The organism is Rhodoplanes sp. SY1, from assembly GCF_046000175.1.
Lineage (GTDB): Bacteria > Pseudomonadota > Alphaproteobacteria > Rhizobiales > Xanthobacteraceae > Rhodoplanes.
Genome location: NZ_JBEOMB010000048.1, coordinates 62712 through 75544 on the forward strand (window position 1 = coordinate 62712; position 12833 = coordinate 75544).

At 71.4% G+C, this 12833-nt stretch carries 11 protein-coding genes; 5 read left to right on the plus strand and 6 right to left on the minus strand.

The window, feature by feature from the left end; translation table 11 throughout:
* Positions 1–141: 141 nt before the first annotated feature.
* The 3 genes from ABTU92_RS13890 to recG form a co-directional block, all read right to left on the minus strand.
* On the minus strand, positions 142–552 hold the full coding sequence (locus ABTU92_RS13890; RefSeq protein WP_408091549.1) for a flagellar basal body rod protein FlgC: 411 nt from the start codon (positions 550–552) through the stop codon (positions 142–144).
* Between the two features lie 329 nt (positions 553–881).
* The gene (locus ABTU92_RS13895) at positions 882–1238 is read right to left on the minus strand and encodes an HdeA/HdeB family chaperone (RefSeq protein WP_408091551.1); all 357 of its coding nucleotides are present in this window, start codon (positions 1236–1238) and stop codon (positions 882–884) included.
* 149 nt (positions 1239–1387) lie between these two features.
* Complete coding sequence (recG, locus tag ABTU92_RS13900) at positions 1388–3487, minus strand: ATP-dependent DNA helicase RecG (RefSeq protein ID WP_408091553.1); 2100 nt, start codon at positions 3485–3487, stop codon at positions 1388–1390.
* A 254-nt stretch (positions 3488–3741) separates the two neighbouring features.
* Here recG and ABTU92_RS13905 point away from each other — a divergent pair, with 254 nt between their 5' ends.
* The 4 genes from ABTU92_RS13905 (at position 3742) to mfd (ending at position 8512) form a co-directional block, all read left to right on the plus strand.
* Positions 3742–4311, plus strand: a complete 570-nt coding sequence (locus ABTU92_RS13905) for a DUF2087 domain-containing protein (RefSeq protein ID WP_408091652.1) — start codon at positions 3742–3744, stop codon at positions 4309–4311.
* Positions 4312–4504: 193 nt separating this feature from the next.
* Positions 4505–4795 carry a succinate dehydrogenase assembly factor 2 gene (locus tag ABTU92_RS13910; RefSeq protein ID WP_111359882.1) on the plus strand — a complete coding sequence of 97 codons (291 nt, stop codon included), beginning with the start codon at positions 4505–4507 and terminating at the stop codon, positions 4793–4795.
* Positions 4796–4844: 49 nt separating this feature from the next.
* Entirely contained in the window at positions 4845–5024 is a 180-nt protein-coding gene (locus ABTU92_RS13915) for a hypothetical protein (protein ID WP_408091555.1), read from the plus strand.
* Positions 4982–8512 carry a transcription-repair coupling factor gene (gene mfd / locus ABTU92_RS13920; protein ID WP_408091557.1) on the plus strand — a complete coding sequence of 1177 codons (3531 nt, stop codon included), beginning with the start codon at positions 4982–4984 and terminating at the stop codon, positions 8510–8512. The genes ABTU92_RS13915 and mfd overlap by 43 nt, the downstream gene beginning before the upstream one ends.
* A gap of 159 nt (positions 8513–8671) precedes the next feature.
* Here the strand turns inward: mfd and ABTU92_RS13925 are convergent, their stop codons facing one another.
* Complete coding sequence (locus tag ABTU92_RS13925; protein WP_408091559.1) at positions 8672–9385, minus strand: DsbA family oxidoreductase; 714 nt, start codon at positions 9383–9385, stop codon at positions 8672–8674.
* 211 nt (positions 9386–9596) lie between these two features.
* Between ABTU92_RS13925 and ABTU92_RS13930 the strand changes: the two genes are divergently transcribed.
* Positions 9597–9779 (plus strand): hypothetical protein, encoded by a 183-nt coding sequence (locus tag ABTU92_RS13930; RefSeq protein WP_408091561.1) that lies wholly within the window; start codon positions 9597–9599, stop codon positions 9777–9779.
* Between the two features lie 24 nt (positions 9780–9803).
* Here ABTU92_RS13930 and ABTU92_RS13935 read toward each other — a convergent pair whose 3' ends face one another.
* Together ABTU92_RS13935 and ABTU92_RS13940 are read right to left on the minus strand one after the other, a co-directional pair.
* Positions 9804–11081: a GGDEF domain-containing protein gene (locus ABTU92_RS13935; RefSeq protein WP_408091563.1), complete on the minus strand. Its 1278-nt coding sequence runs from the start codon at positions 11079–11081 to the stop codon at positions 9804–9806.
* A gap of 115 nt (positions 11082–11196) precedes the next feature.
* Entirely contained in the window at positions 11197–12765 is a 1569-nt protein-coding gene (locus ABTU92_RS13940; RefSeq protein WP_408091565.1) for an AMP-binding protein, read from the minus strand.
* Positions 12766–12833 lie beyond the last annotated feature (68 nt).

The window sequence follows — 12833 nt, forward strand, 5'->3', positions numbered from 1 at the left end:
CCCCGAAGGCGCGAACCCGGAATCCAGCGGCGAGCTCGAGTCTGGGCTGGATTCCGGGTTCGGCGCGGCGCGCCGCCCCGGAATGACCGAATAACGCAAAGCCCGCCAGTGGTGATTGGGCGCGCCGCGCCGGCGCGCCGATCACGCCTTGGCGTCGAGCAGCGTCCTGGTCATCTCGTGGCCGGTCTTCATCACCCGCGCATTGGCCGTGAACGTGTAGCTGGCGATCACCTGCTCGACCATCTCGCGGGTGAGGTCGACGGCGGGCGCCGCCACCATGCCGTTCGGATCGGCGAACGGCGCCTGCGGGTCCGGCGTCGGGACCGGCGGCTCGCCCGTGGTCGTGACGGTCGTCTGCGTGCCGCCGGTCGCGGCTGCCGTCTGGTTGACCCGCAGCGTCGCGTAGGCGCTCGGCTGACCGGCCGGCACGGTGCCGGTCTTGCCGGGCAGGGCGCCGGTCGAGCGGACATTCGCGACGTTGCTGGCCGACACCTCGACGCGGCGGACAGCCGCCGTCATGCCGGACAGTGCGATGGTGGCGATGGTGCTCACGCGGGCCCTCGTGGCGTCGGATCGACGTCCGCCGAGTGGGCCACGCGATCCGCCAAGGCCGCGTTGACGCGGCCGCCGAAACGGGGGCTGCGTCTTTCACGGTTCGTTAAGGATGCGGGGAGGGCGAACCTGTCAGCGCATGCTCGAGCGCTGGACCTGTCGCCGGTCGTGCTCCGCGAAGGCGGAGCACCCAGTACGCTGAAGCGCTTCGACGTCCTGTCGGGCGTCGGTGGATACTGGGTCGTCCGCCTGCGCGGATGACGACCATCGAGAGGCCGAGATCGGGTCGAGCGCCGATCTGGTCACGCTTTCGCGTCAGGTCTCGCAGATCAGTCGAACAGCTTGTCCGCCGCCGTGATCACGCCGACGTTCGGGTTCTCGCTGCAGTATTGCGCGAGCTTCTTGGTGTTCGCCTCGAGTCGCTCGGTGTCGATGATCGGCGGATCGTCCTCGTCGCGGTAATAGGCGTCGAGCCAGGCCAGCGTGATGGTGATGTCGTCCTTGCTGCTCGACAGGAACTGCTTGCAGGAGAGTGTCGAGAGATCGAACTTTTCGGCCGCGGCCGGCGCCGCGAGGCCGATCACGAGGGCGGCGGCGATAATCGCGGGCGAGAACCGTCCGCGCGAGAACCGTCCGCGCGAGAAACGTCCGGGGGAGAAACGTCCGACCGAGAAACGTCCGATCATGGGGCTCAGGCTCCTGGTGAAAACGGGCGACCATGCGTCGCCCGCTGCCTCGGACCGAGGCGGCGCGCATTATGCTGAGAGTGCGGAGCTTCGTCCCCGGCGACCTGCGAAAAGTTCGCGACGGCCGCGCACAAGCCCGTGATCGCGTGTCACCCGGCGCGGATCAGGCGCACCGCCTCGTCGCGGCCGAAGAGGTAGAGGAGGGTGCGCAGCGCCGCGCCGCGCTCGCCGTCGAGGCCGCCGTCGCGCTCCATGATCAGCTTGGCGTCGTCGCGCGCCGCCTGCAGCAGCTCGCCGTGCACCTCGATGCGGGCGACCCGAAAGCCCGGCAGGCCGCTCTGTCGCGTGCCGAGCACGTCGCCCTCGCCGCGTAGCTTCAGGTCCTCCTCGGCGATGCGGAAGCCGTCCTCGGTGTCCCGCATGGTGGCGAGCCGCGCCTTCGCCGCCTCGCCGAGCGGCGCTTTGTAGAGGAGCAGGCAGGTGGACTTCTCGGCGCCGCGGCCGATGCGGCCGCGGAGCTGATGGAGCTGGGCGAGGCCGAAGCGCTCCGCGTGCTCGATCACCATCACGCTCGCGCGCGGCACGTCGACGCCGACCTCGATGACGGTCGTGGCGACCAGCAGCATGGTCTCGGCGGCGGCGAACTTCGCCATCGCCGCGTCCTTCTCGGTGCCGCGCATCTTGCCGTGCACGAGGCCGACCACGCCCTCGCCGAACACCTCCGACAGATCGCGAAAACGGTCCTGGGCGGCGGCGAGATCGATCGTCTCGGACTCCTCCACCAGCGGACAGACCCAGTAGACCTGCCGCCCCTCCGCAATGGCGCGACCGACCGCCGCGACGACGTCGTCGATCCGGTCGAGCGCCACGGTGCGGGTGTCGATCGGTTTTCGCCCGGCGGGTTTTTCACGCAATTCCGAGATGTCCATGTCGCCGAAATACGTCAACACGAGTGTTCGCGGAATCGGCGTCGCCGTCATCACCAGCACGTCGACGGCGCGGCCCTTCTGCGCCAGCGCCAGGCGCTGGTGGACGCCGAAGCGGTGCTGCTCGTCGACCACGGCGAGGGCGAGATCCTTGAACGCCACCTCGTCCTGGAAGATCGCGTGGGTGCCGACCAGAATGTCGATCTCGCCGTCGGCGAGCTTTTGCAGCGTCTCGCCGCGCTCGCGGCCGCGCTCGCGGCCGGTCAGGATGGCGACGCGCAGGCCGGCCTTCTCGGCGAGCGGCGCGATGGTCTTCAGATGCTGCCGTGCCAGAATCTCGGTCGGCGCCATCAGGGCGGCCTGGCTGCCGGCCTCGACGGCCGCCGCGCAGGCGAACAGCGCGACGACCGTCTTGCCGGAGCCGACGTCGCCCTGCAGCAGCCGCAGCATGCGCTCGGGCTTCTCCAGATCCGCCGCGATGTCCTCGACGGCCTTGGCCTGCGAGGCGGTGAGCGTCCAGGGCAGGGCGGCGCGCAGCTTCTCACGGATGCGGCCGTCGCCCGTGGTCGAGCGGCCGGCGGCCTTCTTCATGCGGGCCCGCATCATCATCAGCGCGAGCTGGCCGGCCAAAAGCTCGTCATAGGCGAGGCGTGACCATGCGGCCTTCTCCGGCGCGGAATCGTCGGGCGACGACGGGCGGTGAACCGCGCGCAGCGCGTCGCCGAAGCTCGGAAACTTTCGCGTGGCCATGAAGGCCGCGTCCTGCCATTCGGGCAGCGCCGGCACCTTTGTGAGCGCCGCCTCCACGGCGCGTCGCACGCCCCACGGCGACAGGCCCTCGGTGAGCGGATAGACCGGCTCGACGGCCGGCATCTTGGCGACGTCCTGCTCGGTGACGACGCGATCGGGATGCACCATCTGCAGCATCCCGTCATAGGTCGCGACCGTGCCCGACACCCACCGCGTCTCGCCGACGGGGAGGAGCTTCTCCATCACCTCGGGCCGCGCCTTGAAATAGGTGATGATCAGGTCGCCGGTGCCGTCGCTCGCATAGATGAGATACGGGGCGCGCGAGCGGCCCGGCGCCGGCGGGCGATGGCGGTCGACCGTCACCAGAACGGTCGCGATCTGGCCCGGCTTGACGTCGCGCAGCAGTGGCCGCGCCCGCCGGTCGACCACGCCGGTCGGCAGATGGAAGACGAGGTCGAGCACCCGCGGCTCGTCGCGGTCGAGCAGGCGGCGGTACAGCCGCTCGAACTTCGGCCCGATCCCCGTGAGGGTGGTCACCGAAGCGAACAGGGGATTGAGGGCGGTGGGTCTCACGGTCTCGTCCGGCGGCGGCCGTGCGGGTGCTTGCACGGCGTGGATCGCTGCCGTATATCGCACCTCGGTCGGCAGTTCACCCAGGCGTCGCCGCCCCGCAAGGGGAGCTAAACCTGCCAGCACGTCTCGTCACGGTCGACACCCTGTCTCCGGACAACATGTTTCCGGACACCCTGTCCCGTGCCACGTCGAAGCCGGCGACCACGACGGTCCGTCAGGATCGGGCAAGAGCCCGGCACGGCGAGGATCAGATGATGTCCCGTCAGATCTTTCCGTACATCGCGGACGACATGTCCGCGCTCGCCCGCGCCCTGAAGGGCGAGGTCTCCCGCGCTCTCGCCGCGAACGGCGGCGAGCCGCCCGGCCATGTCGAGCTGCTCAACATGCTGGCGCGCGCCGCCGGCTGCCGCAACTTCCAGCATTTCCGCGCCCAGGCCGAGGCGCGCGAGCGGCTGGAGAACCCGGCTCCGCCGGCGGCGCCCGAGCCGCCGGTGGATTTCGTCAAGGTCGAGCGCATCGCCAGGTACTTCGATGCGGAAGGGCGGCTCGTCCGCTGGCCCGGCAAGCACTCCGACCGGCTTCCGTGCCTGTGGGTGATGTGGTCGCGGCTGCCGACCCGCACGGTGCTGTCGGAGCCCGCCGTCAACGAGGCCCTGAAGGCCGCGCACCGGTTCGGCGATCACGTGCTGCTGCGCCGCGAGCTGGTCGATCTCGGCCTGCTCGTCCGCACCCCGGACGGCCGCGAGTACCGCCGCGTCGAGCAGCCCCCACCGGCGGAGGCGCGGGCGTTGATCCGGCATCTTTCGGCACGAGCGCTCCCGTAGAACGGGCGACGGCGTCGTCGCCGTTGCCCGCCCGGTCCGACCTCACGCCGCGCGACACTGCGGGCATGCTTCGCAGGCCCGCCCTCCGACGTTGGAGATTCGGCCCCGGGTCGCTATATCGATCCCGCGCCCGGCCTCGTCCGGGCTTTCGGCGTTTTGACTAGGCGGGCGCCCCGGGCGCCGGGAGGGTGCCATGACCGGAACCACACGATCGAGCGCGGGGCTGTCGGAGCGGCGGCGGCGACTGTTGTTCCGGGCCTGGCGGCGCGGCACCCGCGAGCTCGACCTGCTCACCGGGCGCTTCGCCGACGCCGTGATCGCCGACCTCACCGAGGACGAGGTGACCGAGTTCGAGGGCTGGTGCGCGGCGCCCGACCTCGACCTCTACGCCTGGATCACCGGGTCGAAGCCGGTGCCGCCCGAATACGACACGCCGCTGTTCCGCCGCCTCAAGGACTTCGACCACGGCGCCGCGGCGGTGTAGGGCCGTCGACGCAGTCGGGGTCGACTAAGCCAGTATCACCGACGCCGTCATGGCCGGGCTCGTCCCGGCCATCCACGTCTGCTTCGGCCGCGACCGTCCGGCCGAGGACGCCGAATGCAGTGCCATCGTGGATGGCCGGGACGAGCCCGGCCATGACGATGCCGAGTTCAAGATCGCTGGTCCGACATGGCACGAACTGCCCCCGCAAATTCCCCCGCCGCCCTGCTGAAGCCCGGCCGCGCCCTGACCCTGTCCAGCGTCGCCGACGGGGCCGAGGGCTTCGTCCTCGGCGATCTCGCCCGCGCCGTCGCCGCCCGCACGGACGCGCCCGCCGTCTCGCTCCTCGTCGTCTGCCGCGACGGCGCCCGCATGGCGCAGCTCGCCCGCACGCTGCGCTTCTTCGCGCCCGACCTCGTCCAGCTCCAGTTCCCGGCCTGGGACTGCCAGCCCTACGACCGCGTCTCGCCGCATGCCGGCATCGTCGCCGAGCGGATGATCACGCTGGCCCGGCTCGCGCGGCTGAAGGGCTCAGAGAAGCCGACCGTGCTGCTCACCACGGTCAACGCCGTGGTGCAGCGCGTGCCGGCGAAGCGCCAGATCGCCGGGCAGGCGCTCTCCGCCGCGCCGGGCAACCGCATCGCCATGGACGGCATCACCCGCTGGCTCGAGCTCAACGGCTATCTGCGCACCGCGACGGTGCGCGAGCCCGGCGAGTACGCGGTGCGCGGCGGCATCATCGATCTCTATCCGGCCGGCCGCGACGAGCCGGTGCGCTTCGACTTCTTCGGCGACACGCTGGAATCGATCCGCACCTTCGATCCCGAGACCCAGCGCACCCAGGACCAGCTCCACGCGCTCGACCTCGTGCCGGTCGCCGAGTTCCAGCTGATCACGGAGACGATCAGAAAATTTCGCCAGTCCTATGTGTCGACCTTCGGCACGGCGGGCTCCGAGGATCAGCTCTACGAGGCGGTGAGCGAAGGCCGCCGCTATCCCGGCATGGAGCACTGGCTGCCGCTGTTCCACGACCGGATGGACACGCTGTTCGATTACGTGCCGGACACGCCCGTGGTGCTGGAGCCGCTGGCCGAAGAGGCCGCGCACGAACGGCTCGCGCAGATCGCCGACTACTACGAGGCGCGCAAGCAGGCCGTGGCGATGGACGGCGGCGGCCCGCCCTACAAGCCGCTGCCGCCCGATCGTCTCTACTTGGGCGAAACGGAATGGCGCGACAAACTCGCCGACGCTTCGCTGGTGCGCGTCACGCCCTTCGCGTCGCCGGAGGGCGCCGCTGAAAAAGGCGCTGTCGTCGACATCGGAACCCGGGCCGGCCACAACTTCGCCGACGAGCGCGCCAAGCCCGACGGCAACGTCTTCGAGGCGCTGAAGCAGCACGTGGAAAAGCTGCAGGGCGCCGGCAAGCGCGTCGTCGTCGCGCTGTGGAGCGAGGGCGCCCGCGACCGTACCGGCAACGTGCTGACCGACCACAAGCTGGTCAATCTGCGTCACGTGTCGAGCTGGCCCGAGGCGAAGTCGCGCCCCGCCGTCGAGGTGTCGCTCGCCGTGTTCGGCATCGAGGCGGGCTTCGAGACCGACGACCTCGCCGTCATCGGCGAGCAGGACATTCTCGGCGATCGCTTGGTCCGCCAGCGTCGCGCCAGCAAGAAGGCGGAAAACTTCATCGCCGAGGTGACGAGCCTGTCGGCCGGCGACCTCGTCGTCCATGTCGACCACGGCATCGGCCGCTTCGTCGGGCTGAAGACGATCGAAGCCGCGGGCGCGCCGCACGATTGCCTGGAGCTGCATTACGCCGGCCAGGACAAGCTCTACCTCCCGGTCGAGAACATCGAGCTGTTGTCGCGCTACGGCTCGGAGGATACGGCGGTCGAGCTGGACCGTCTGGGCGGTGCCGGCTGGCAGACGCGCAAGGCGCGGATGAAGCAGCGCATCCGCGAGATCGCCGGCGAGCTGATCAGGATCGCGGCGGAGCGCCAGCTCCACGAGGCGCCGCGGCTGACGCTGGGGCAGGGCGTGTACGACGAGTTCTGCGCCGGCTTCCCCTACGACGAGACCGAGGACCAGAACAACGCGATCAACGCCGTGCTGGACGACCTCTCGGCCGGCCGCCCGATGGACCGCCTGGTGTGCGGCGACGTCGGCTTCGGCAAGACCGAGGTGGCGCTGCGCGCCGCGCTCGCGACCGTGATGAACGGCAAGCAGGTCGCCGTCGTGGTGCCGACGACGCTGCTCGCCCGCCAGCATTTCCGCACCTTCGCGACGCGCTTCCACGGCTTTCCGGTGAACGTCGCGCAGCTCTCGCGGCTCGCCACCTCGAAGGAGACTTCCGCGGCCAAGAAGGGTCTCGCCGAGGGGCAGGTCGACATCGTCGTCGGCACCCACGCGCTGCTCGGCAAGGCGATCAAGTTCAAGGATTTGGGCCTCGTGATCGTCGACGAGGAGCAGCATTTCGGCGTCGCCCACAAGGAGCGCCTGAAGGCGCTGCGCTCCGAGGTGCATGTCTTGACCCTCACCGCGACGCCGATTCCGCGCACCCTGCAGCTCGCCCTCACGGGCGTGCGCGAGCTGTCGATCATCGCGACGCCGCCGGTCGACCGCCTCGCCGTGCGCACCTTCGTCACCCCGTTCGATCCGCTCACCGTGCGCGAGGCGCTGTTGCGCGAGCGCTATCGCGGCGGCCAGGCCTTCTACATCTGCCCGCGCATCGAGGACCTGGCCGAGGCCAAGACGTTCTTGGACAAGCACGTGCCGGAGGTGCGGGTCGTCACGGCGCACGGGCAGATGGCGCCGGCCGTGCTGGAGGACGTCATGTCGGCCTTCTACGACGGCAAGTACGACGTGCTGCTCTCCACCACGATCGTCGAGTCGGGCCTCGACATCCCGACCGCCAACACGCTGATCGTGCACCGTGCCGACATGTTCGGCCTCGCCCAGCTCTATCAGCTCCGCGGCCGCGTCGGCCGCTCCAAGACGCGCGCCTATGCGCTGTTCACGATCCCGGCCGGGCGCAAGATCACGCCGACGGCGGAGCGGCGCCTGAAGGTGCTGCAGTCGCTCGACACGCTCGGCGCCGGCTTCCAGCTCGCCTCGCACGATCTCGACATCCGCGGCGCCGGCAATCTCTTGGGCGACGAGCAGTCCGGCCACATCAAGGAGGTCGGCTTCGAGCTCTATCAGCAGATGCTGGAGGAGGCGGTCGAGAGCCTCAAGGCCGGCGTCGCCGCACCCGTCGAGGACCGCTGGTCGCCCCAGATCACCATCGGCATGCCGGTGCTGATCCCGGAGGACTACGTGCCGGATCTCTCGGTGCGGCTCGCCCTCTACCGGCGCCTCGCCGACCTCGACGACGAGCGCGAGATCGACGGCTTCGCGGCCGAGCTGGTCGACCGGTTCGGCACGATGCCGGTCGAGGTCGAGTATCTGCTGCGCACCGTGCTCCTGAAGGCGCTGTGCCGCCGCGCCAATGTCGCGAAGATCGATGCCGGTCCGAAGGGCGCCGTCATCGCGTTCCGCGACGACAGTTTCGCCGATCCGGCCGGCCTCGTGCACTACATCCGCAAGCAGGGCGTGATGGCGAAGGTGCGGCCCGACATGAAGGTGGTGTTCTTCGAGGACTGGGAGGAGCCGGTCGACCGCCTGAAGGGCTCGACCGCGATCCTCCGCGACCTCGCCGCGATCGCGACCAAGAAGGCGGCGTAGCAGCCGAGAAAGCGGCCGCGTGCCCCGGACAAGGCGCGTCGGGCCAGCGGGCCCGATGCGCCGCAGATCCGGGGCCCAGGGGCAGCTCGGCACAGCCTTGTCCGTTCGCCCCTGGGTCCCGGCTCGCGGTGCGTTGCACCGCGTCCGGGACACGAGGTCTCAATACGGCCGCCGGTCCGGATCCGCGATCTCGCCCGTCGCCACCTTCTGCTGGAACGTGCCAAAAGCCCGCCGGATCGCCTCCGCGAGATACTCCGGCGACTGGGCGCCCGAGACGGCGAGCACGCCGCCGAAGACGAAGCACGGGACGCCCTCGACGCCGGCGCGCTGCGCCGCCTCGGCCTCCTCGGTGACGGCGGCCTCGTCCTGGTCGGTGGCGAGGCGGGACCTGATCACGTCCGCGTCGAGGCCGATGTCGGCCGCGGCCTGAACCAGCACGCCGCGTTCCGACAGGTTGGCGGCTTCGGAGAAGTACAGCTCCATCAGCCGCTGCTTCATGGCGCCGGCCAGCGCCGGCTGCTGCTCGCCGGCCCACTTGATCAGGCGGTGGCAGTCGATGGTGCTGGGCTGCCAGGTCATCTTGTCGATGGCGTAGACGAGTCCCTCGGCCTCGGCGGCGGCGATCATGCGGGGCGCGTTCGCCATGTAGCGCTCGACCGAGCCGAACTTCCGTTCCAGATACGCCCGCCGGCTGATGCCGTCGCGCGGCACCCACGGATTCAGGAAATAGGCGCGCCAGCGCACCGTCACCGGGACGTCGGGGACCGCCTCGAGCGCGCGCTCGAGGCGCCGCTTGCCGATGAAGCACCACGGGCAGACGACGTCGGAGACGACGTCGATCGGCATTTTTTCCAGCACGAGGGTGTCGGTCATCGGGGGCTCCACGGAAGAACAGGCTCGGGTCGCCCGCGAGAATAGGGTCGCCTCGGCGCCCGACAAGCCCGATCTGTCCGGCCCTGTGTGATCCGGATCACCGAACCGTCGGGCGCGCCGGCGCAGGATCGGCGCTCCAGGAGGAACCGCCATGCAGAACTCCGTCGCGCCGTCCCCCGTCGAGCCGGACCGTGGGGAGCCCCGGTCCCGCGTGTCGCGTCGCACCGCCGCCGTGCTGGTCGCGGTCCCGTGGACGGTCGGGATGCTGTGGGCGAGCCCGCCGGCCGGCATGGCGGGAGTCGTCATTCTCGCCGTGGCCGGAGCACTCTTCGGCGTCGCGTGGGTGTGGCTGTTCGGTTGGGTGATGCGGCGGATCGGCGTGCCGGTCTGGTGAGCTGCGCCGTGGCGCGTCCGAACGTCACTCCGCCGCCACGGGCGCCGGCTCGGAGACGCGCGCGAGCAGGCTCTCCACCGTGTCGGTGGACTTGAGCATGGCGAGCGTCACGGAGGCGTCGATGCGGCCGGTCGGATCGTCGGCCGGCGCCAGCATGGTGTGGCGCAGCACGCTGGCGATGCGGCGCGCCACCGCGTGGGCCTTCTCCAGCGGGGTCGCCTGGAACGTCACCAGGATCGAGCCGTCGCTCGCCCGGCAGGCGAAGTCGACATTGCGGACGACCCGCACGGCGAGCCGCGCCGCGTCGAGGCTGGCGCGCTGATCGAGCGTCGGCGGGAACGAGAAGCGGGCGATGGACAGCGCCTGGCCGCGGGTCTTGGCCTCCTCGACGGCGCGGGCGAGATCGCGCAGAAAGCCCGTGACGGTGAACAGGCCGGTGACCGGATCGACCAGCCCCTGCGCGTCGAGCGCGGCGAGCTGGCGCCTCAGCCGCGCCTCGAAAGCGTGCAGCCGCACCAGCGGCACCAGCGCATCGACGACCGCGGCCGGCTCGCCCGAGAGGTTTTCCAGATTGGGCAGCCGCACCGCGTCGAAGGTCGCGGGCAGCTCGGGCAGCAGCGCGACCGGGAGGTCGCGGAAGCGCGGATCCTCGGCGAGCGCGGTGAGGAAGGCTTCCAGCGTGCGCGGGCCGAAGCCGTCGCCGACGACGATGCCGTCGACGTCGCGGGCGTTGAGATAGCGGGCGGCGGTCTCGATGCCGAGCGCGCCGATCAGGCCGAGCCGCTCGCCGACCGCGGTGCCGAGCCCCGGATAGGTGCGGCCGCGGCCGCACACCAGCACGGTCGCGTCGTCGAGCGGGTCGGTAGCGGGATGCGTCGCGGCATCGACCGGCGCATCGGTCTCCGGCGCGACCAGGGCGGCGCGACGCGCGACGGTCGCATGCAGGGTGCGGACGCGCTGCGCCGAGTCGAGCCGCGCCACGATGCGCTCGCACGGTGCGTCGGCGGCGATCGGCAGTGCGTCCGGAAGATGATCACGAAGCCCGTCGACCGGCGCGGCGAGCACCGGCGTGAATACGGCGAGGTCGGCGAGCGCCTGTCGGATCTTGTCGAGCACCTTGGCGGTCGGCGCATCGGCCGCCTGCGGCATCACGAGGCCGGCCGGCGCCTGCTTGGCGATCGTCGCGGCGGCCTTCGACCAGGGCGCCGCGATCACCGGGGCGGCCCCGGCGAGTTCGAGCGCATGCGCGAGAACCGGATCGGCGTCCTCGGCGATCACGATCACGGGGCCTTGCAGCGACATCGGCACTCCTCGGGCGGGGCACCGTGCAGCCTATGCGAACGCCGTTAACGCGGCGTCAACGCTTCCGTGAATGTGCGCCGCGTCACGTCGGCCGCACCGCGGCCCGCCGACGTGATCACGCCGCCGCCGACGCGGCCGGCGTGCGGCGGTCCCGGAAGGCGGCGACGACGAGCGGCGAGACGCCGCGCTCGGTCAGCGCCGCGCGGGTCTCCTCGCCGTGGCCGGCATGGCCGAACAGGCGCTGGCCCATGAGGATGTCGGGCAAGGCGAGCAGCGTCGTGCCGGGCGCGATCTCGTCGGTGACCCGCTCGATCTCGGCGAGCGCCACCCGGTAGCCGCCGATCGAGACGAAGCCGGAGGGCGGCGCCGTCACGGTGAGCACGTTCGTCGACTTCTCGACCCGGCAGGGCTGGCGGGTGTCGACGTGGAGATCGGAGCCGATCTGCAGGAACGGCGCGTTGCCGCGCTCGGCGCCGGGCGGGAACGGGTGGCGCGGCACCATCGAGCCGCGGATCGTCAGCGTGCCGAGGTCGGAGCGCGCGATCTCGGCGACGAGCGTCGCGCCCGGCGTGGTGCGCGGCGCCGTCACGGCGCCGGCCGTTATGGCGGCGGGGCGCCCGTCTGTTCCGCGGCGGGCGGCGATCAGGCCGGTCTCGCCGAACACCTGGAGATCGACCAGGGCGCAGTCCCGTGTCGGCCAGTCCGCCGCCGCGGCGAGGCGCTCCGGCGTCCGCCATACGGCGATGACGCTCGACAGCTTCGGGGCGCGGCCGAGCACGCCGGCCTCGGCCAGCCGCTGGGCGAGCGGGCCGGGCAGGGTGAGGACGCGGGCGTCGAGCGCGTCGAGCTGGTCGCCGAGCACGCCGGCGTCGAACGGCGGGTGCAACGCGAGCGTGCCGCCGAGCAAGAGCCACGGCACCAGGCCGGTCGAGAGGCCGGCGAGCGACGACGGCTGCAGGGTCGAGACCACCGTGGTGGCGTGCTCCATCCGGCATTCGAGCGCGATGGAGAGGCCGGCGGCGAGCAGCTCGACCTGGTTGCGACCGACCGCGACGGGGCCGCCCAGATCGGTGTCGAAGGTGACGACCGCCACATGCGCGGCCGGGTTGACGGGCCGGTCGACCGGCGGCACCGGCCCGGCGGCGGGCTCGCTCAGCATTGGGTCGAGCGGCACCATGCCGTCCGGGAGATCCGGCCCGAAGCCGGTGACGCAGCGCACCGTGAAGCAGTCGGCCGCCGCCGTCATGGCGAGGTCGACGAGGCGCGTGTCGCCGACCCGGCCGCCGGCGACGATCGCCTTGGCGCCGACCCGGGAGAGCGCCTCGCGCAGCTCGGCGCGGCGCCACAGCAGCGGCAGCGGCGCCGCGATCATGCCGGCCCGCACCACCCCGAGCAGCGCGAGGATCTGCTCGGCCGTGTTCGGCCCCTGCAGCGCCACCACGGCGTCGGTCGGCAGCCCCAGGCTGCGCAGCCGCTGTGCGATGTTTCCGACGATGCGGTCGACCTCGGCCCAGGTGAGGCTCAGCGGACGTCCGCCGCAGGCGGTCGGCCGGTGCGGCGCGTCGACGAGGGCGATCGCGTCGGGGGCGCGGGCAATGGCGCGGGCGATCAGGTCGTCGAAGGTGACCCGGCCGGCGTGCTGCGCCTGCAGAAGCTCGTCCGGAGAGGTGTCGCCGAGAATCATCGTCGCGTCCCAGAGGATCTGATCACGTGCCCGCGGCCGTGGCCCCGGCGCGCGAATCGTCCGAGCGA